This is a genomic window from Vibrio superstes (assembly GCF_003569005.1).
Classification (GTDB): Bacteria; Pseudomonadota; Gammaproteobacteria; order Enterobacterales; family Vibrionaceae; genus Vibrio; species Vibrio superstes.
Genome location: NZ_BCUR01000004.1, coordinates 78,109 through 98,152, shown reverse-complemented (window position 1 = coordinate 98,152; position 20,044 = coordinate 78,109). Strand labels below are relative to the sequence as shown.

14 protein-coding genes, 4 tRNA genes and 3 rRNA genes are annotated in these 20,044 nt (G+C 46.8%); 7 read left to right on the top strand and 14 right to left on the bottom strand.

Annotated features, from left to right (window positions below; translation table 11 throughout):
* The first annotated feature begins 11 nt into the window (after positions 1-11).
* Positions 12-1,022, top strand: a complete 1,011-nt coding sequence (locus D5I41_RS08410; RefSeq protein WP_119009426.1) for a COG3650 family protein — start codon at positions 12-14, stop codon at positions 1,020-1,022.
* A complete protein-coding gene (locus D5I41_RS08405; RefSeq protein WP_119009425.1) occupies positions 1,019-1,609 on the top strand; it encodes a tRNA-uridine aminocarboxypropyltransferase in 591 nt (196 codons plus the stop codon). Before D5I41_RS08410 ends, D5I41_RS08405 begins: the two co-directional genes overlap by 4 nt.
* Here D5I41_RS08405 and D5I41_RS08400 read toward each other — a convergent pair.
* The 6 genes from D5I41_RS08400 to lptM are packed head-to-tail and all read right to left on the bottom strand — an operon-like array spanning position 1,592 to position 6,176.
* Positions 1,592-2,308, bottom strand: coding sequence for an HAD-IA family hydrolase (locus tag D5I41_RS08400; protein WP_119009424.1), 717 nt, complete (start codon positions 2,306-2,308; stop codon positions 1,592-1,594). The two genes, D5I41_RS08405 and D5I41_RS08400, sit on opposite strands and share 18 nt — an antisense overlap.
* Positions 2,308-3,228, bottom strand: a complete 921-nt coding sequence (gene xerC / locus D5I41_RS08395; protein ID WP_162892817.1) for a tyrosine recombinase XerC — start codon at positions 3,226-3,228, stop codon at positions 2,308-2,310. Before xerC ends, D5I41_RS08400 begins: the two co-directional genes overlap by 1 nt.
* Complete coding sequence (locus tag D5I41_RS08390) at positions 3,209-3,910, bottom strand: DUF484 family protein (RefSeq protein WP_119009423.1); 702 nt, start codon at positions 3,908-3,910, stop codon at positions 3,209-3,211. Before D5I41_RS08390 ends, xerC begins: the two co-directional genes overlap by 20 nt.
* A gap of 24 nt (positions 3,911-3,934) precedes the next feature.
* Positions 3,935-4,765: a diaminopimelate epimerase gene (gene dapF / locus D5I41_RS08385; protein ID WP_119009422.1), complete on the bottom strand. Its 831-nt coding sequence runs from the start codon at positions 4,763-4,765 to the stop codon at positions 3,935-3,937.
* A 9-nt stretch (positions 4,766-4,774) separates the two neighbouring features.
* On the bottom strand, positions 4,775-6,028 hold the full coding sequence (gene lysA, locus D5I41_RS08380) for a diaminopimelate decarboxylase (RefSeq protein ID WP_119009421.1): 1,254 nt from the start codon (positions 6,026-6,028) through the stop codon (positions 4,775-4,777).
* A gap of 22 nt (positions 6,029-6,050) precedes the next feature.
* Entirely contained in the window at positions 6,051-6,176 is a 126-nt protein-coding gene (gene lptM, locus D5I41_RS08375; protein WP_017033040.1) for an LPS translocon maturation chaperone LptM, read from the bottom strand.
* Positions 6,177-6,249: 73 nt separating this feature from the next.
* On the opposite strand from lptM, the gene cyaY reads away from it, so the two are divergent.
* Positions 6,250-6,564: an iron donor protein CyaY gene (cyaY, locus tag D5I41_RS08370; RefSeq protein WP_119009420.1), complete on the top strand. Its 315-nt coding sequence runs from the start codon at positions 6,250-6,252 to the stop codon at positions 6,562-6,564.
* An 18-nt stretch (positions 6,565-6,582) separates the two neighbouring features.
* Here cyaY and D5I41_RS08365 read toward each other — a convergent pair whose 3' ends face one another.
* Complete coding sequence (locus D5I41_RS08365; protein ID WP_119009419.1) at positions 6,583-9,105, bottom strand: class I adenylate cyclase; 2,523 nt, start codon at positions 9,103-9,105, stop codon at positions 6,583-6,585.
* Between the two features lie 332 nt (positions 9,106-9,437).
* Between D5I41_RS08365 and hemC the strand changes: the two genes are divergently transcribed.
* From hemC to D5I41_RS08345, 4 genes are read left to right on the top strand one after another with little or no spacing between them, the layout of a single operon-like run.
* A complete protein-coding gene (hemC, locus tag D5I41_RS08360; protein ID WP_119009418.1) occupies positions 9,438-10,373 on the top strand; it encodes a hydroxymethylbilane synthase in 936 nt (311 codons plus the stop codon).
* Positions 10,374-10,378: 5 nt separating this feature from the next.
* On the top strand, positions 10,379-11,122 hold the full coding sequence (locus D5I41_RS08355) for a uroporphyrinogen-III synthase (protein WP_186811128.1): 744 nt from the start codon (positions 10,379-10,381) through the stop codon (positions 11,120-11,122).
* 1 nt (position 11,123) lies between these two features.
* The gene (locus tag D5I41_RS08350; RefSeq protein WP_119009417.1) at positions 11,124-12,293 is read left to right on the top strand and encodes a uroporphyrinogen-III C-methyltransferase; all 1,170 of its coding nucleotides are present in this window, start codon (positions 11,124-11,126) and stop codon (positions 12,291-12,293) included.
* A complete protein-coding gene (locus D5I41_RS08345) occupies positions 12,290-13,468 on the top strand; it encodes a heme biosynthesis HemY N-terminal domain-containing protein (protein ID WP_119009416.1) in 1,179 nt (392 codons plus the stop codon). The genes D5I41_RS08350 and D5I41_RS08345 overlap by 4 nt, the downstream gene beginning before the upstream one ends.
* Positions 13,469-14,008: 540 nt before the next feature.
* Here D5I41_RS08345 and D5I41_RS08340 read toward each other — a convergent pair.
* The 7 genes from D5I41_RS08340 to D5I41_RS08310 all read right to left on the bottom strand — a co-directional run bounded on the left by D5I41_RS08340 (position 14,009) and on the right by D5I41_RS08310 (position 19,547).
* A tRNA-Trp gene (locus D5I41_RS08340) sits at positions 14,009-14,085 on the bottom strand.
* Between the two features lie 78 nt (positions 14,086-14,163).
* Positions 14,164-14,240: transfer RNA gene (locus tag D5I41_RS08335), tRNA-Asp, on the bottom strand.
* A 59-nt stretch (positions 14,241-14,299) separates the two neighbouring features.
* Positions 14,300-14,415: ribosomal RNA gene (rrf, locus tag D5I41_RS08330) — 5S ribosomal RNA — on the bottom strand.
* A 93-nt stretch (positions 14,416-14,508) separates the two neighbouring features.
* Positions 14,509-17,398 (bottom strand): 23S ribosomal RNA (locus D5I41_RS08325).
* 334 nt (positions 17,399-17,732) lie between these two features.
* Positions 17,733-17,808, bottom strand: a tRNA-Ala gene (locus D5I41_RS08320).
* A gap of 40 nt (positions 17,809-17,848) precedes the next feature.
* Positions 17,849-17,925: transfer RNA gene (locus D5I41_RS08315), tRNA-Ile, on the bottom strand.
* Positions 17,926-17,994: 69 nt separating this feature from the next.
* Positions 17,995-19,547 (bottom strand): 16S ribosomal RNA (locus tag D5I41_RS08310).
* Together the 16S, 23S and 5S rRNA genes with 4 tRNA genes alongside form the textbook arrangement of a ribosomal RNA operon.
* Between the last annotated feature and the right edge of the window lie 497 nt (positions 19,548-20,044).

The window sequence follows — 20,044 nt, the reverse complement described above, 5'->3', positions numbered from 1 at the left end:
CAGGCTAGATAATGAAAAAATGCGCACTATTTTCTATTGTTAGCTCTCTAGTTTTGCTCGGTTGCAGTAGCACCGAGCCTCAATCGTCAATTAATCCAGACGAGGCCCTCACTTCCGTTGAGCTCGCCCCAAACAAACAAGCACCTGCCCGTGTTCTTCTAAGAGGGCAGGTTATTGTTGGCCACGAATCTCGTACCATCCAACCTTGTAATAGCAATGCCACCTACTGGATCGATCTTCCTGAGCCCGTTCGCAATATTGCCGAATCAATGACAACTGAGCCCTACCAACCGATGTATGCAGAGGTGTTTGGTTATTTTGAGCCAGCAACCACCGGCTTCGCAGAAGAGTTTGGTAGCCAGTTTGTGGTCACTGAATTCAATATCATAACGGCCGAAAACCCTAATCGTTGTGAGCAACCGACTCGCGATGCACGTGCCTTCGGCAATGAGCCTTCTTGGTCTGCAGAAATCACAAATAACGCAATCACCCTTACTCAATTAGGTAAAGATACGCTGGTTCTGCCAGTGGTAAACCTAGAGCAAGAGACTACCGGAACACGCTACGATCATACTCAGGGAACGCTCGAGATTAACAATAAGGTATGTCGCGATACTATGAGCGATTCCATCTACGGTTGGAGCGCAAAGCTAACGGCAAAAGATGAAACCTACGTTGGATGTAGCACCGACTCAAACGAATCTACCGACCTGTCTGTCGGAGAATATTCTCAATCCATTGATGGCTCGACCAACCTGACCCTGTCATTACGTCCAGACCATCAGGCAGAGACTCGCTATTCTTACACCGATGGCAGTGATGATGTGGTCGAAAGCGGCTACTGGCAAACCCTAGAAAGTGGATTGCTACAAGTCACATCGGTTACCTATCAAGGGCAAAAAATCATTGCGACGCGTGAGTTTGAGCTACAGGGCAATACCCTCACGACAGAGCATGAAACCATCAACGGTGCGACTTACCCATTAACCAATGGTGGGTTGAGCCTCAAGAAAGCTCTATGATGCCTTGTTCCAACTGCGGGTTTACCCACAACTGCCTCTGCGAGCAATTACCACAGTTTGATGATTCCATTCAGGTGGCTCTGCTGTGCCACCCTAACGAGCTGAAAAGAGAAACCAATACAGGAAAGATACTGCTTTGGAGCTTGCCTGGGGTTCAACAGTTTGAATGGAGTAGAAAAGAGCCACCAGCAAATTTATTGGCACTGATAGAGCAACATCCAAACCCTATACTGCTATTTCCAAGTGATCAAAGCCAGGCCATAGAGCAGAACACCGCGGACAATGAGCCTAGGCTATACATAGTACTAGATGCGACCTGGCAAGAAGCAAAGAAAATGTGGCGGCAGAGCCCTTGGCTACAAGCGCTTTCTCAATATCACCTTCTGCCTTCTAGTAATTCAAACTATAGCTTGAGAAGAAATCAGAGCGATGGAAACCTATGTACCTGTGAGGTGGGGTCTGAGCTAATGAAGTTGGAGGGTTTAAACGAACAGGCTAATGAATTAAACCACTTCTTGCAGCTGTATCTTCAAGTCTTTCAAGCGGATCGAAGCGGGCACGCCCTTAGCTTAAATAAAGTGAAGTAATTGCTCGATTCGATTGATCTCTACATCAGGCATCACCTTGGTCTTCATCTGTGATTCGATACCTTTGGCGGTATCATTGAACCAAGCAGCCTGAAACCCTGCAGCCTTAGCACCGAGAACATCACTTACGAGATGATCGCCTACATGCAAAATGGAGGGCGCTGGAATATCGAGTAACTCTGTGGCTCGCAGAAACATGTCGCCGCTAGGCTTAGCGTCACCATCGGGGCCAGCTTTTAGAATGTGACTAAAATATCCTTGTAGGCCAATACGCTTAAGATCCACATTGCCATTGGTGATAGCAACCAGAGGAAGTTTAGCTGCGATAGCTTTTAGGGTGCTGTGTGTTTCTTCAGGGATCTGCACACGGTTACGCAATAGCGTCACCTGATGCATGGTGTCTTGAATCGCTTGTGTCTGGCTATCACCAATAATACCGATACTAGCGAAGGCATAGCTAAGCTGAGTCTCTCTGGCAATGGTCACATCATTGCGGCAACGTTCATTGCTTTGCAGAGCTTGTCGCTTTAAGGCTCGCCAATGGTCGTCAGTAAATTGTCCTAGGCTAGGAAAAGTATCGATCAACCAACTGCGCAGGTCTCGTTCTAGACGCCTAATTACCGGATGATTATCATACAATGTGTCATCAAGATCGAAGGTCATTGCATACACAGGATCTAGGCTTCTAAAAAAACGCATTAAGACTCCGATTTCTTTTTCGCTCTAGGGTGAGCCTTGTCATAGGCTTGAGCTAGATGTTGAAAATCCAAGTGCGTATACACTTGCGTAGTGGATAGACTCTCATGACCCAGCATCTCCTGCACCGCACGCAGGTTTCCGCTCGATTCTAAAATGTGAGTGGCAAAGGAGTGTCTTAGTTTATGGGGGGTGACATGGCTAGACACCCCTTGCTTGATACCCCATTCAGACAGACGCTTTTGCACATTTCTATGCGAAATACGAGTCCCCCTCTTAGAGATAAACAAGGCTTCATCTTCTGCTTTAAGCAGCGCTGGACGCTCTTTTAGCCATAGTTGAACCCAACGCATCGCCTCACCGCTAAAGGGAACAATGCGCTCTTTATCGCCCTTACCAATAACGCGAATCTCACCACGATCGCCTTGCACATCTCTGATATTAAGCTGAATTAGCTCAGATAGACGCATTCCGGTACCGTACATCAGCTCCATAATGGCTCTATCTCGTATGGCCAGTGGATCATCCATATCGATATCCAACAGCTGTCCGGTTTCATCAACATCGAGATTTTTAGGCAGTCGTTTATGATTTCTTGGTGTGCTAACGCCCTTGGCTGGATTAGCAGTTAGCTCACCTTTAAGCACTAGATAGTCCAAAAAGCTGCGCAAACAAGAGAGCCTTGTCGCTAAGCTATTCGGCTTTAATCCCTCTCGAGCGCCCTTGGCGGCAATCTGCCTTACCCACGCAATATCGACATGCTGCCACTCTTCAACACCAAAGCTTACTAGCTGCTCTGCAATGATGGATAGCTGTCGTTGATAATTGCTTTGGGTGTGTTCGCTCATTCCTCTCTCATTGTGAAGATAAGCAATGAACGAATCGATCCAAGCCTGAAAGGCTTTAGGTGTAGGATTGGGCATGTAGCGTTTGAACCTTCTGCCACTCTAGATGATAAAGTTGGTGTGCTATAACCATAGCTAGATGACTCAAGTATAGAGTATCTTGACTTGGCTGAAAGCGCCCACCATCTTCACTACAAAAGCATAGAAACCCTTCTAAGTAAGGATGCTCAAATGAAATAACCGCATAGGAGCCCAGTTCAGATACAGGGGTTCCTTTAGAGAAAATCAATTCACGATCACTACGCTTAAGTCGTCCCAGATAAGCGCCTCTATCTGCGATGTTTTTAGCCTTAAAACGAGACCAGTTTTCTTTGCTGATATTCATTTGCGAGCTAACGTGCCCAACGACACCCACCACGACTTTGAGATCCATCTCGCGAGCCTTGTGCTCAATAGCGCTGATCACCTTCTCACCGGAGTTCGCCATTAATGAGCGCCGTTCTAATTCTATAAAATGGCGAAAAATTCGATCGTTGCGACCCACTAAAGCCAACAACTCATCTTTCTCAGACTCAATCGTCTGCATCTGCTGACGCTGACGCCTCAGTTGCAGCTCAAATAGAGAAACTGCACCCTCTTGTTGGTGAGGGATGCTTAATGAATCGACGAGATATTCCCTTCCTTCAAAGAAGTCAGGGTTATCTATCAAGAACTGCTCTACATCTGTTGCGGTAAGAAACGCTTTTACCGTTGAGTCCAAAACTAATCCTTATTCAGCAAACAATTAACAGCTAATCTGTCCATCAAATACATGCGTAGCGCTGCCCGTCATGTATAACGGTTCGCCTGGGCCTGCCCATTCGACCGTTAGCTTACCGCCCGTGAGTTGAACCTCCACAGATTCGTCTAATGCGCCTTGCAAAATACCAACCGCAACGGCCGCACAAGCACCGCTTCCACAAGCTTGAGTTTCACCAGCACCGCGCTCATAGACTCTAAGAGCGATATTGTTTCTATCTACAATTTGCATAAACCCAGCGTTAACTCGCTCAGGGAAGCGTTCATGCGACTCAAGCAGTGGCCCTAATTCTTCAACCTTCGCTATTGCGACATCATCGACAACCGTGACCACATGAGGATTACCCATACTGACAGAGCCACAAAATAGGGTATGTTGACCCACTCTTAATATGTAGGTTTTCTCTTTTTGCTTAGCTTTGAATGGGATCTTGCTTGGTTCAAGCTCAGGAACGCCCATGTTCACTCTAACCAAGTCGCCTTCTGTAAGCTTAAGGACCATTTTTCCTTTCTTGGTACTCACACGAATGCTGTATTTATTGGTTAAGCCTTTCATCGCCACAAAGCGTGCAAAACAGCGCGCTCCATTACCACACTGCTCTACCTCTGAGCCGTCAGAGTTAAAAATGCGATAGTGAAAGTCTGTTTCTGGATCATATGGCGCTTCAACCACCAACAATTGATCGAAGCCCACACCCGTATGGCGATCAGCAAGGCGTCGAATCAACTCTGGCGAAAAGAATATATTTTGAGTAATGCAGTCAACGACCATAAAGTCGTTGCCTAGTCCGTGCATTTTAGAGAAATGGAAATGCATTCTGTTCAATTACTCCGGTAATGTGCTTTCTAGTTGCCATAAACTTTCAACGCTCTCACGCTGACGAATGAGGTGTAGCTTATCGCCGTCCACCATAACCTCAGCAACACGTGGGCGAGAGTTATAGTTTGAGGACATAGTAAACCCATAAGCCCCAGCAGAGCGCACTGCCAAGAGATCGCCTTGTTCTAGCACAAGGTTACGATCTTTACCTAAGAAGTCTCCTGTTTCACACACAGGGCCAACTAGGTCATAAGTCGTAGGCTCACCTTCTCTTGGTAGCAAAGGCACAATATCTTGCCACGCTTGATATAGCGCTGGACGCATAAGATCGTTCATTGCTGCATCAATGATAGCGAAGTTTTTGTGTTCAGTATGCTTCAGGAACTCAATCTTAGTCAGTAGCACACCTGCGTTAGCAGCGATCGCTCGACCCGGCTCAAAAATCAATTCGATATTAGGATGGTTATGTAAACGAGCCAGTAATGCTTTCGCGTAGTCCGAAGGCTGAGGAGGCATTTCATCACGATAAACCACGCCCAAACCACCACCTACATCGAGATGCTTAATATTGATGCCCTGTGCTTTTAGGTTATCAATCAAACCAAGAAGGCGATCGACTGCATCGATAAAAGGGTCGAGGTCGGTTAACTGAGAACCGATGTGGCAATCAATACCGACAACATTCAGATTAGGCATCTGCTGAGCCAACTGATACACACGCGGTGCTTGATCAAAAGCGATACCAAACTTGTTGTCACGTAGACCCGTTGAGATGTATGGGTGGGTCTTAGCATCAACGTCAGGATTAATACGCAAAGAAACGGGTGCTTGTGTGCCACACTCCCCTGCCACCTGATTGATTCGTTCCAGTTCAGGCTCTGACTCTACATTGAAGCATTTGATATTAAGCTCAAGCGCTCGCTTGATCTCTTCAGCCGTTTTACCTACGCCCGAAAACACCACTTTCGATGGATCACCGCCGGCGGCAACAACACGCTCAAGCTCACCTAGTGACACAATATCAAAGCCTGAACCCAATCTTGCCAACGCATTCAATACGCCCAGATTAGAGTTGGCTTTAACTGCATAACAAACCAAGTGAGGAAAATCACCAACGGACTGATCGAAGGCATTCCAATGACGCTCTAAGGTTGCGCGAGAATATACATAAGTTGGAGTACCAAATTGTTGTGCAACCTGGGCTAGGGGAACCCCTTCAGCCCAAAGCTGACCATCTTCCTGATAATTAAAATAATCCAAGATTTTTTCCTTTCTTCAATAACTACTGCGCGGGCTGCTCAGGTGTTTCTTGACCTGCATCGTTCGGCATATACAAAGGGCCTGTTTGACCACAGCCGGCCAAAAGTAGTGTCGAACCCAAACACAATAGCGAGATAATTTTTTTCATGATGATGTTGGTGATATATTTGACCTTGCCTCTATAATCGCACCACCATTAAGAAAAGCAATAGGAACTATGCATGAAGGACAGTGAGTTTCACCAATTGGCTGATGAGCAACTAACAAATATTGAGCAAGCGATAGAAGATTCTGGCGCTGATATCGATTTTGAAACATCAGGCAATGTGATGACATTAGAGTTTGAAGACCGCACTCAAATCATCATCAATAAGCAAGAGCCCATGCGTGAGATCTGGTTAGCCTCTAAATCGGGCGGATATCATTTTTCTATGCAAGAGGGTGCCTGGATCTGCTCTAAGACAGGCTTTGAGCTAATGGAGTTGGTTAAAGCAGAGTGTGAAAAGCAAGCGGGCGAAGAGATAGACTGGGTATAAAACCCAGCCTGTCAGTCACTAGATGCCCACCACAGCAGATGGGGTGGAGTGGAGTTGGCTATCACTACGATACGGCACGATGAAGCTATCTTGATCGTGCTGATGAATAATTTGATAGTATTGAGGCAGATTAAAGTTTGCCTTCGCACCGGCGCGATTTAAGCCATTGGTGTAGAAGTTATTCACTTCACTCACCACTTCGTTCTTATCATGGCTGTATCTATGATAGGCCTCAGCGTCATTGTTATCATCCAACACGTAGATATTGAAACCATCTTCGGTGTCTTCGAAGAAGAACTGAATGAGCCCCTCACTAGCAAACCCATCAATAACGTCAGGAAGCGAGAAGTCTCTTTCTTTGTCCAGTTTATCCAACGGCGAACCGGTAAGCTTATTGGTTGAGATGCTTTGATAAAACTCTACAGAATTTTCTAGCGTCTGCACAGAAACACCACGGCGCTCAAAGAACAAACCATACATTTTGCTGCCAACGCCAATAGCCTTAAAGCGGCGGCGCTTCTCTTGCTCAACAGGCTTGAGCCTTAGCTCAATACATTCAGCAAGGAGTTGGTAAACCGTATTACGCATCAAACCGCGGAAGTTTTTACTGTAGCTAAACACATCCACAGATTCAGGATGCAGAGCATCTTGGTGCATCTTACCTAAAATCGTTTTAAGGGCATCAAGAATACTGGTTTCACCACGAAAGTGCAGAGTACGCACTTCATGCCATGAATTTCGATACACCAAATCAACACTGCCAATCATACTCGTTGCATCTGTACCACAAGAGAATAAGTTTACGTTGCGACAGTCTTTTTTAGCTTGGCGTGGACTTAGCTTTTCAGTTGGATCATTCTCAAGGTTGATGAACATTGCCAACTGGCTTATCTCACAAGGGCTTGCAAGCGCCTCCATAGTAGGACGACGTTTACGCAGTGAGAAGGTATTTCTTAGGTCACTCACCATCTGATATAGCTTATCAATGTCGATATCAGCGCTGCGAACGACAGAATGCAAACGTGTCGATTCAGTGATCAATCCATTAAAGAATGACCATGCAACTAGCTTACTTAGCGATGTGTGATGCTCAATTGGCGATTGACCAATAATGCGCTCTGGCGTTAAAGGTTGTTTGTATAAATACCATCCTTCAGCATTACTGCGCCCTTCTTCCACCTGAATAAAGCTTAAATCTGGCTCATGTAGATCAGGAGATATTTGCTGGTTAAGCAAGGTAACCTTGCCCGGCAACACCTCAAAGGCAGCGTAAAGCTTACGCGCAAGAATAGAGATATCCTGCGGGCTAATTACCGAGGTGATGTCGTTTCGACGCGCAAACTGGATCAGATTACGGTAACTTTCCATCAAGGCATCAAGCAGATTGTGATGCACACCCTTAACACGCTCAACCTTCCAGTCACGACGCGTATCAAGTTCAAAAATATCTCGCTCGTTCCAACCCCAGCTCAAGGTCAGCTGCTGCATCGCCTTACGACGCCAAGAGACCGAGCCTAGTTTAGGCTGTTGCGATAATTTCTCGTGGGTTTTCAAATAGAAACAACGACGCACAAGATCAAGACGGGCTTGGTCACCGATTCTTTGCAAGTATCGAGTTACCTTTTCTAGCATCGCATAGTAAGCATCCATACCGTAAAGGTCGGGCTCGTGTGCAAAGAATCTACGTTTGGTATCAATACTTAAAAGCTGAGTCTGCGGGTATTCCCATGAATAGGCCTCAAGCAGAATGGCTTTCAGCACTGATTTATAAGGCGAATCTATGCTTTTGAACAATTGCCAAAGGCTAGAGCCGAAATATTCTTCTGCTGGGATCTTGTTAAGCTGCCCAAAATCAAGCCATTCATTGCAGTCGATCTCTCCACTGTTGCATAACTCTAATACGTACTGCTCGTAGCACTCTTCCATTTCAGGAGGCACGATGCTCCACAACAGGCGTTGACCTGCCATACGCATAGCTGAACGATAGAACTCATCCAAAAGCAGCATATGCTGAGAAGAGCCACAGTTATCCCCTGTCATCGCTTCACTCTTGTTGGACTGCTTAAATCGCTGATCGTCCATCAAGAAAAAGTTTGCTTCGATACCCTGTTGCTGTGCCCAGGCTGTAATTCTGAGACACTTGTTGGCCAGTACACTTCGCTTTTCTGCTGGCATCTCTGGGGAGATACATACCCAAATATCAAGATCGCTGGTCAGGCTCTGGCCAATGGAAGAAGTACTTCCCATGGTGTACAGAGCTAGAATATCGATATTGGTAGGAGCTGAGATCTCTTCCCCTGTTGAACGAGCACAACTGTCGAGAAATTGGCGTTGTTCAAGATCAGCAGAAAAATCGAAGACGCCTTGTGGGACATCATTAGAGATATACCCAGGCAAAGCAGGATGGTTGTAATGAAGCAAAAGCGGAATGAGTGAAAAAACTTGCTTACCTTGAGCATCCATCATGTCTAGTGCACGATGTTTACGCTGTTCATTCAGCGAATCGAGCCTAGCGATTAATGTGCGAGTATATGCTTGCAAGTCAACTTCCCAAACAAAGAAATAAAAGTAAGGACGCTTTAATTTTAAACTAAAACCCTACAAAACGTGACCAATCTAACACTTTTTAGTTATTAGGTAAAGAAAATCACCCGTTGCCACCTTTCAATGACAGCTAAGTTGGCAGAATAACTCAAAGATTATAAAGGTCACACAAATGCGATCAGTATTACCTAAACGGCGTGATTAGCATCACATATGCATATAAAACTTAACATTATGTGAGTTAGCACCATTAAGCCTATCTCTACCCGCTGAAAATTTATATCTAGCAGTGATAGAATCAGGCTATCTCTCATTTTGTTGCCTTTATTATGTCAAAACAAACTCTTCGAATTGCGACTCGCAAAAGCCCACTTGCATTGTGGCAAGCTCACTACGTTAAATCTCGCTTAGAAGAGATTCACCCTGACCTAAATGTTGAACTGGTGACTATGGTAACCAAAGGCGACATCATCCTTGATACGCCGCTAGCTAAAGTAGGCGGAAAGGGCTTGTTTGTTAAAGAGCTTGAAGTAGCCATGCTAGAGAAGCGCGCCGATATTGCCGTTCATTCAATGAAGGACGTTCCTGTCGATTTCCCTGAGGGGTTAGGCTTGGCGGTTATCTGTGAGCGAGAAGACCCTAGAGACGCTTTCGTTTCCAATACTTACCAATCCGTTGATGAGTTGCCTCAAGGCGCTATCGTTGGTACGTGTAGCCTTCGTCGCCAGTGTCAAATTAGCGCATCGAGACCTGATCTTGTCATCAAAGAATTAAGAGGTAACGTAGGCACTCGCTTGGGCAAGCTAGATGACGGGCAATACGACGCCATTATCTTAGCCGCAGCTGGGCTAAAGCGCTTAGAAATGGTAGAGCGTATTCAAAGTTATATTGAGCCTGAATCTTCTCTTCCTGCTGTAGGGCAAGGAGCAGTAGGCATAGAGTGTCGCCTTGATGACGAGCGTGTTCGAGAGCTCATTAAACCTCTAAACCATACCGATACCTCTGATCGCGTTTCCGCTGAGCGCGCGATGAACCTCGCCCTAGAAGGTGGTTGTCAGGTACCTATCGGTAGTTACTGCGTGATTACTCCAGACAATCAACTCTACCTTCGAGGTTTAGTGGGTAAGCCAGACGGTACTGAGATTATCAGAGCTGAAATTCGAGGTGAGCGCTCGCAAGCAATCGCTATGGGTGAAGAGCTAGCACAGGAACTGCTTGCCTCGGGGGCAAAAGAAATTCTTAGCGAAGTGTACAATCAGGCCTAATTCCAATGAAGGCACTTATAGTTCGACCTCAACCTTCGGCCAAAGAACTATGTGATGCCTTATGCAATATAGGGGTGGTAGCAAACTACTGCCCCGTTGTTTCATTTCAGCAATCCCAGCCTCAGCCTCATATCTTAGAGCATCTATCTCACTCAGAGGTGATTATCGCCGTCAGCCAACCAGCCGTTCACTACACCAACGAAATCTTAGCTAAGCAAAGCCAGAACTGGCCGATATCAACTCAGTACCTTGCGGTTGGCAGTAAAACAGCGGCTTATTTACGTTCATGCACTCATCTCAGCGTCAGTTCACCCAAGTCGGAAGACACCGAGGGGTTATTAGAGCTTTTGGCTTCCTATGATCTAAAAGGTAAAAAGATAAGCATACTGAGGGGTGAAAGTGGGCGGGAAATGCTTTACCAAAGCTTGCAACAAACTGGAGCGGATGTGGTCTATGTTGAGAGTTATCAGCGTCAATGGCTAAACTTTGATGGTGAGAGCCGAGTTATACAATGGCAATTCGATGGGGTAGACACTCTGATTGTTACCAGCTTCGAACAATTAAAATTCTTTGCACAACAAATACCTACCCAATCTAAAAATTGGTTACACTCTTTACAGTTGATGGTTCCCAGTGAAAGAGTCGCTAAATTAGCCTCACAATTAGGCTTTACTAAAGTTCACAATATCAAGGGTGCATCCAATCAAGCCATCATTGACAGCATTCAGGCGAATTACATAGGAAAATAAAATGACTGACGATAAAAAACTCGATGACGACAACAAAGTTAACAAGAGTGAACCCGTTCCAGCTTCGCCTGCCCAAAAGAAAGCAACCGCACCAAGCGCTAAGAAACCCAATGCTGCAAAGAAAAGTGAAGAGAACGAACCGAACAAGCCAGCAAAACGACTCGCTATTGCGGCGGTTGTTATCTCCCTACTTACCGCTGGCGCAGGTTTTTATTACTTCAATCAACAGAACCAACTTCTTCAACAGCAGCTCTCAGCTGTCTCTGGTCAACTAAAAACAGCCCAACAGACAATCAATGCGCAACTTCAAGAGACGCAGCAATCAGCGGCTCAGACAGCCGGCGAAGCGGTAAATAGAACAGAAGTATTGATTGGTCAGCAACAAAAAAGCATAGAGAGCCTGCAACTAGCGATCTCTGACGTCAAAGGGCGCCGTCCCAATGACTGGCTGCTCGCAGAAGCGGACTACTTAGTTAAACTCGCGGGAAGAAAGCTGTTTTTAGAGCACGATCTTGTTACTGCAACCAAACTAATGGAAGCAGCCGATCAGCGCATCGCGACACTTAATGATCCAAGTCTGGTGCCGCTACGCCAAGCAATGGCCAATGATATTACTGAATTGCGTAGCTTGCCTCTGTTAGACAAAGATGGCGTCGCGCTGCAATTGATCGCTCTTCAAGAGCAAGTCGATAAGTTACCACTGGCCAATGCCATCCTACCGGAAGCTGCAGAAGAAGCGAAAAAGCATGTCTCTAGCGATATTCAGGACTGGAAAACCAACCTATCGACATCTTTAGAGAACTTCGCAGAGCACTTCATCACCTTTAGAGTTCGCGATGGTAGCGCTGTGCCACTTCTGTCTCCTCAACAGCATTTCTACTTGAGAGAGAACATTAAAGCTAAGTTGGAAACCGCGATCAAAGCAACCTACTCAGAACAAGAGGAGATCTATCGCAAGAGTCTGCTTGTTGCACTTGAGTGGAGCCAAACCTATTTAGATCAAGATGCACAATCCGTTAACGAGTTTGAGAGTGCATTGGATAAGTTATCAAAGGTTAAAGTAGACCTAGAGTACCCCGCTAAGCTAGAAACCAATCAGCTCATCGCAGATATTATTCGTGAACGCTTACGTAGAGAGGTGACGACTATTGTCACGGAGGAAAACAAATGATTCGTATACTGTTTGTTTTCATCGCGCTAGGGATTGGTCTTTTCGTAGGAACCCAATTCTCAGGCCAACAAGGCTATGTACTGATCTCTTTGGCTGAATACACTATTGAGATGAGTGTCACCACATTAGTCATCTTCGTTATCGGCGCTCTGATTGCCTTGTTCTTTACTGAGTTCTTAATCAAGCGTTCAATACGAGCATCTAGCGCCACCTGGAATTGGTTTAGTAACCGTAAGCTCAAAAAAGCTCGTAGGCTGACCAATGAAGGCATTATCAAGTTGATTGAAGGTGATTGGCAGAGTGCAGAGAAAAAGGTAACTCGCTGGTCTAACTCGCACGATATGCCATTGCTGTGTTATCTGGTCGCTGCTGAGGCTGCTCACGAGCTAGGCAAAGACGACAAGCGAGATAAATACTTTGAATTAGCTTCAAAACAACAAGGCGCAGATCTTGCTATAGGTCTAACCAAGGGCAAGCAAGCGATGGCCGCGGGTGACTTTGCAAGTGCCTTTGATGTTCTATCAAGCCTAAGGCATGATTACCCCGATAACCCTCGTCTGCTCAACCTGCTAAAAACCTGCTATATCCAACTGGATTGCTGGCAGCCTTTATTGGATCTGCTTCCAATATTGAAGAAAGCGAAAGGGGTAGATAAAGACGAATACCACAAGCTTTCAGTACAAGCACATGCGGGGCGTATCTCAGAGTTATCTAATCAACAAGGTGTTGATGGTATCGTCCGCTACTGGGACCATTTAGGCAAAAACATGAAGTCTGAAAGTAAGATCATCGTGACCTTTGCCAGTGAACTGATTAATCGCGGAGCAGACTCAACGGCGATCACCGTGCTGAAAGAAGCGACCCAGAAGTCACCTAAGGCTGAACTACTGAATGTGTTTCCAACCTTACATATCACCGATTGGTACCCTGTATTGAGCCACCTTAAGGGGCTAGAGAAGAAGTTTAAGGACAATGGCGACCTACAAAGTGTTATTGGTCAGATACTGATGAACGAAGGCAACTGGAGTGATGCGCAGGCTTACTTTGAGTCAGCGTTGAAGATCCGACCTAATGCTATTGATTATGGGCAACTTGCCAACGCATTGCACAAACAGAACTACACCAATGCCGCTAATGAAGTCTCACAAAAAGCACTGCTGTTATTGAGTAAGTAAGTCGATTCAGCTTATTGATGTTTGATTGGAGCCGCTGTTTATCAGCGGCTTTTTTTCGGCTATCAGCTAGAAAGGATGTGTACATCCAGTAAGATGGCAACATCTCTATTCACACTAATGCTCGCCTCAAAATATCTATTAGAGATAGCCTATTTCGATTTACGAAGTCTGTTTAAATAGGAACTCACTGCCACGACTCAAGTAAGATAATTCTCTATATTTTGTCTGTGTAATACCAATCACAGTAAGTAAGTGGTCAGAAATAGCGTAGGAAAAACGCTGGATAACAAGGCAGAACTTTTTGATAAGTAGTTATTCTACAATCAAAAATTCTAACGCAGTCATCGAGTATTTTAACAAGCTAGGATGACCCGTTATTTAGTACGATTGGTATAAGGCCTTCGATATGGCAGGGGTGGACTGAGCCGGCACTCCGGAGATTCGAAGGCATGATTAATCCTATCATTGGGTATTTCTAGAAGTGTTTACTGTTTTCCAAACGCAAAAAAGGCCCTAGCATTGCTGCTAGAGCCTTAATTATGGCAGGGGTGGAGAGATTCGAACTCCCAACACGCGGATTTGGAATCCGCTGCTCTGCCAATTGGAGCTACACCCCTAAAACCGTGATCTGAGTCTGGTTTTTTCCAAACTTCAGATTCAGAAAAACCTCGCAAAGCGAGGTTCTCTAAAATAAGTGGCGGAGTGGACGGGACTCGAACCCGCGACCCCCGGCGTGACAGGCCGGTATTCTAACCAACTGAACTACCACTCCGCACCTAATTTTTATCTCTTTAAAGTCTTACTAACTGCTTCAAAGGGACTTAATTTAAAGCCTGGCGATGTCCTACTCTCACATGGGGAAACCCCACACTACCATCGGCGCTATTGTGTTTCACTTCTGAGTTCGGCATGGAATCAGGTGGGTCCACAATGCTATGGTCGCCAAGCAAATTTTAAAATTCGGAAAGCTAATATTTAAAAGTTCGTATACACATTCAATCTGTTCTTACTTTGAGTCCACAAAACCCCTTGGGTGTTGTATGGTTAAGCCTCACGGGCAATTAGTACAGGTTAGCTCAATGCCTCGCAGCACTTACACACCCTGCCTATCAACGTTCTAGTCTCGAACAACCCTTTAGGACACTTAAAGTGCCAGGGAAGACTCATCTCAGGGCTCGCTTCCCGCTTAGATGCTTTCAGCGGTTATCGATTCCGAACTTAGCTACCGGGCAATGCCATTGGCATGACAACCCGAACACCAGAGGTTCGTCCACTCCGGTCCTCTCGTACTAGGAGCAGCCCCCTTCAATCTTCCAACGCCCACGGCAGATAGGGACCGAACTGTCTCACGACGTTCTAAACCCAGCTCGCGTACCACTTTAAATGGCGAACAGCCATACCCTTGGGACCGACTTCAGCCCCAGGATGTGATGAGCCGACATCGAGGTGCCAAACACCGCCGTCGATATGAACTCTTGGGCGGTATCAGCCTGTTATCCCCGGAGTACCTTTTATCCGTTGAGCGATGGCCCTTCCATTCAGAACCACCGGATCACTATGACCTGCTTTCGCACCTGCTCGAATTGTCATTCTCGCAGTCAAGCGGGCTTATGCCATTGCACTAACCACACGATGTCCAACCGTGTTTAGCCCACCTTCGTGCTCCTCCGTTACTCTTTGGGAGGAGACCGCCCCAGTCAAACTACCCACCAGGCACTGTCCGCAATCCCGATAAGGGACCGACGTTAGAACATCAAGCATACAAGGGTGGTATTTCAAGGACGGCTCCAACGATACTAGCGTACCGTCTTCAAAGCCTCCCACCTATCCTACACATGTAGGGTCAATGTTCAGTGCCAAGCTGTAGTAAAGGTTCACGGGGTCTTTCCGTCTAGCCGCGGGTACACTGCATCTTCACAGCGATTTCAATTTCACTGAGTCTCGGGTGGAGACAGCGTGGCCATCATTACGCCATTCGTGCAGGTCGGAACTTACCCGACAAGGAATTTCGCTACCTTAGGACCGTTATAGTTACGGCCGCCGTTTACCGGGGCTTCGATCAAGAGCTTCGACCGAAGTCTAACCCCATCAATTAACCTTCCGGCACCGGGCAGGCGTCACACCGTATACGTCATCTTACGATTTTGCACAGTGCTGTGTTTTTAATAAACAGTTGCAGCCACCTGGTATCTGCGACTCCTAGTAGCTCCATCCGCAAGGGACTTCACCGCCAAGAGCGTACCTTCTCCCGAAGTTACGGTACCATTTTGCCTAGTTCCTTCACCCGAGTTCTCTCAAGCGCCTTGGTATTCTCTACCCGACCACCTGTGTCGGTTTGGGGTACGATTTCTTATAATCTGAAGCTTAGAGGCTTTTCCTGGAAGCATGGCATCAATGACTTCACTGCACGTAGCAGCTCGACATCGTATCTCAGCGTTAAGAAAGTCCGGATTTACCTAAACTTTCCGCCTACATACTTGAACCTGGACAACCATCGCCAGGCCCACCTAGCCTTCTCCGTCCCCCCATCGCAATTATAAGAAGTACGGGAATATTAACCCGTTTCCCATCGACTACGCCTTTCGGCCTCGCCTTAGGGGTCGACTTACCCTGCCCCGATTAACGTTGGACAGGAACCCTTGGTCTTCCGGCGAGGGGGTTTTTCACCCCCTTTATCGTTACTCATGTCAGCATTCGCACTTCTGATACGTCCAGCAGCCCTTACAGACCACCTTCAACCGCTTACAGAACGCTCCCCTACCCCGCATACAAAAGTATGCAGCCGCAGCTTCGGTGTATAGCTTAGCCCCGTTACATCTTCCGCGCAGGCCGACTCGACCAGTGAGCTATTACGCTTTCTTTAAATGATGGCTGCTTCTAAGCCAACATCCTGGCTGTCTGAGCCTTCCCACATCGTTTCCCACTTAGCTATACTTTGGGACCTTAGCTGGCGGTCTGGGTTGTTTCCCTCTCCACGACGGACGTTAGCACCCGCCGTGTGTCTCCCGGATAGTACTCAATGGTATTCGGAGTTTGCAAAGGGTTGGTAAGTCGGGATGACCCCCTAGCCTTAACAGTGCTCTACCCCCATTGGTATTCGTCCGAGGCGCTACCTAAATAGCTTTCGGGGAGAACCAGCTATCTCCAGGTTTGATTGGCCTTTCACCCCTAGCCACAAGTCATCCGCTAATTTTTCAACATTAGTCGGTTCGGTCCTCCAGTTGATGTTACTCAACCTTCAACCTGCCCATGGCTAGATCACCTGGTTTCGGGTCTAATTCTAGCAACTCGACGCCCAGTTAAGACTCGGTTTCCCTACGGCTCCCCTATACGGTTAACCTTGCTACTAAAATTAAGTCGCTGACCCATTATACAAAAGGTACGCAGTCACGCTTCGAGGCGCTCCTACTGCTTGTACGTACACGGTTTCAGGTTCTATTTCACTCCCCTCACAGGGGTTCTTTTCGCCTTTCCCTCACGGTACTGGTTCACTATCGGTCAGTCAGTAGTATTTAGCCTTGGAGGATGGTCCCCCCATGTTCAAACAGGATATCACGTGTCCCGCCTTACTCGTTTTCACTTAAAATGCGTTGTCGGTTACGGGGCTATCACCCTTTACTGCGAGACTTTCCAGACTCTTCACCTGACGCATTAAAAGCTTAAGGGCTAATCCAATTTCGCTCGCCGCTACTTTCGGAATCTCGGTTGATTTCTCTTCCTTCGGGTACTTAGATGTTTCAGTTCCCCGAGTTTGCCTCGTTATGCTATGTATTCACATAACGATACGTGCTTATGCACGTGGGTTTCCCCATTCAGAAATCCCAGACTCAAATGGTTATTACTACCTAATCTGGGCTTATCGCAAGTTATTACGTCTTTCATCGCCTCTGACTGCCAAGGCATCCACCGTGTACGCTTAGTCACTTAACCATACAACCCCAAAGGGTCTTGCTTACGCAATACGTTTGCTACAACGTAGTATGACGTTTCCAAGGTGCGTTATCTCTTTATTATGAGCGAGATAACATTCGATTTTGCCGGACTCAAATTTGAATGCATCCTGGCAAGGATACATTCCCAAGAACACTTGAATGTGTGTTGGTACCTAACATCTATAAATAGACACTAGGATTTGAGAACTTTTAAATTTGAATAGTATTAATCAAATACTATTCGTCAGCTTTCCAAATTGTTAAAGAGCAAGTTTGTTTCCTATAAAGGAAAAAACCATTTTTAAGAGTACTTAAGCAAATACGCTTAAAGATGGTGGAGCTATGCGGGATCGAACCGCAGACCTCCTGCGTGCAAGGCAGGCGCTCTCCCAGCTGAGCTATAGCCCCAAAACTTAATGTTTTATCCAACCTCTTTTGGGAAAGAAATTGGTGGGTCTGAGTGGACTTGAACCACCGACCTCCCGCTTATCAGGCGAGCGCTCTAACCAGCTGAGCTACAGACCCAACATTAAACTCTTAACTTTTTTAAACCATATCAATCTGTGTGGACACTCATCGTGAGTAATCATCGTATAAGGAGGTGATCCAGCCCCAGGTTCCCCTAGGGCTACCTTGTTACGACTTCACCCCAGTCATGAACCACAAAGTGGTGAGCGTCCTCCCGAAGGTTAAACTACCCACTTCTTTTGCAGCCCACTCCCATGGTGTGACGGGCGGTGTGTACAAGGCCCGGGAACGTATTCACCGTGACATTCTGATTCACGATTACTAGCGATTCCGACTTCATGGAGTCGAGTTGCAGACTCCAATCCGGACTACGACGCACTTTTTGGGATTCGCTCACCATCGCTGGTTGGCCGCCCTCTGTATGCGCCATTGTAGCACGTGTGTAGCCCTACTCGTAAGGGCCATGATGACTTGACGTCGTCCCCACCTTCCTCCGGTTTATCACCGGCAGTCTCCCTGGAGTTCCCACCATTACGTGCTGGCAAACAAGGATAAGGGTTGCGCTCGTTGCGGGACTTAACCCAACATTTCACAACACGAGCTGACGACAGCCATGCAGCACCTGTCTCAGAGTTCCCGAAGGCACTAAGCTATCTCTAGCGAATTCTCTGGATGTCAAGAGTAGGTAAGGTTCTTCGCGTTGCATCGAATTAAACCACATGCTCCACCGCTTGTGCGGGCCCCCGTCAATTCATTTGAGTTTTAATCTTGCGACCGTACTCCCCAGGCGGTCTACTTAACGCGTTAGCTCCGAAAGCCACGGCTCAAGGCCACAACCTCCAAGTAGACATCGTTTACGGCGTGGACTACCAGGGTATCTAATCCTGTTTGCTCCCCACGCTTTCGCATCTGAGTGTCAGTATCTGTCCAGGGGGCCGCCTTCGCCACTGGTATTCCTTCAGATCTCTACGCATTTCACCGCTACACCTGAAATTCTACCCCCCTCTACAGTACTCTAGCCTGCCAGTTTCAAATGCGGTTCCGAGGTTGAGCCCCGGGCTTTCACATCTGACTTAACAAACCACCTGCATGCGCTTTACGCCCAGTAATTCCGATTAACGCTCGCACCCTCCGTATTACCGCGGCTGCTGGCACGGAGTTAGCCGGTGCTTCTTCTGTCGCTAACGTCAAACGCTGAAGCTATTAACTCCAACGCCTTCCTCACGACTGAAAGTACTTTACAACCCGAAGGCCTTCTTCATACACGCGGCATGGCTGCATCAGGCTTGCGCCCATTGTGCAATATTCCCCACTGCTGCCTCCCGTAGGAGTCTGGACCGTGTCTCAGTTCCAGTGTGGCTGATCATCCTCTCAGACCAGCTAGGGATCGTCGCCTTGGTGAGCCATTACCTCACCAACTAGCTAATCCCACCTGGGCATATCCTGAAGCGAGAGGCCCGAAGGTCCCCCTCTTTGGTCCGTAGACGTTATGCGGTATTAGCCATCGTTTCCAATGGTTATCCCCCACATCAGGGCAATTTCCCAGGCATTACTCACCCGTCCGCCGCTCGACGCCTAATTCGTCCCCCGAAGGTTCAGAATCATCGTTTCCGCTCGACTTGCATGTGTTAGGCCTGCCGCCAGCGTTCAATCTGAGCCATGATCAAACTCTTCAATTAAAGTTTTTTTGGTCTTGCGACCGGCTCAATGAATACTGACTTCAAAACTGTTCCTTACTCGAAAGTAAGAAGTAATTTTAAAGCTATTATCGTTCCAACAGAACGATAATGAATTGACTGTGCCAATGATTAAAAATCATTGTATTGGTCACTCAGTTCATTGATAAATCTTTTCGATTATCATCAACGAGTGCCCACACAGATTGATAGGTCTAAATTGTTAAAGAGCTTACTATCGAGGCTTGCCTCTCAAGTGGACGGCCATTCTAGCGTTTTGAACCAGAGTGTCAAACACTTTTTTGAATTTATTTTCGAAGAGAAGTTAAACTCAAATGGTTCGGCTAATTTGCCTACTAAATCACTGCAAAGCGTTGTCGCTGTTGCCGTGTCAGTGGGGCGCATTATAGAGATGCTCGTCACATTGGCAAGCGTTTTTTCCAAAGAATTTCAGCTTTTTGTACCGTATGTTCATCTATTGGCCAGAAGGGCCTTTTTTT

Excerpts from the sequence above, each read along its gene's own strand:
- D5I41_RS08345 (WP_119009416.1), top strand. The coding sequence starts at position 12,290 with ATGATTCGTATACTGTTTGTTTTCATCGCGCTAGGGATTGGTCTTTTC.
- D5I41_RS08400 (WP_119009424.1), bottom strand. The coding sequence starts at position 2,308 with ATGCGTTTTTTTAGAAGCCTAGATCCTGTGTATGCAATGACCTTCGAT.
- hemC (WP_119009418.1), top strand. The coding sequence starts at position 9,438 with ATGTCAAAACAAACTCTTCGAATTGCGACTCGCAAAAGCCCACTTGCA.
- D5I41_RS08410 (WP_119009426.1), top strand. The coding sequence starts at position 12 with ATGAAAAAATGCGCACTATTTTCTATTGTTAGCTCTCTAGTTTTGCTC.
- xerC (WP_162892817.1), bottom strand. The coding sequence starts at position 3,228 with ATGCCCAATCCTACACCTAAAGCCTTTCAGGCTTGGATCGATTCGTTC.
- lptM (WP_017033040.1), bottom strand. The coding sequence starts at position 6,176 with ATGAAAAAAATTATCTCGCTATTGTGTTTGGGTTCGACACTACTTTTG.
- D5I41_RS08405 (WP_119009425.1), top strand. The coding sequence starts at position 1,019 with ATGATGCCTTGTTCCAACTGCGGGTTTACCCACAACTGCCTCTGCGAG.
- D5I41_RS08350 (WP_119009417.1), top strand. The coding sequence starts at position 11,124 with ATGACTGACGATAAAAAACTCGATGACGACAACAAAGTTAACAAGAGT.
- dapF (WP_119009422.1), bottom strand. The coding sequence starts at position 4,765 with ATGCATTTCCATTTCTCTAAAATGCACGGACTAGGCAACGACTTTATG.
- cyaY (WP_119009420.1), top strand. The coding sequence starts at position 6,250 with ATGAAGGACAGTGAGTTTCACCAATTGGCTGATGAGCAACTAACAAAT.
- D5I41_RS08355 (WP_186811128.1), top strand. The coding sequence starts at position 10,379 with ATGAAGGCACTTATAGTTCGACCTCAACCTTCGGCCAAAGAACTATGT.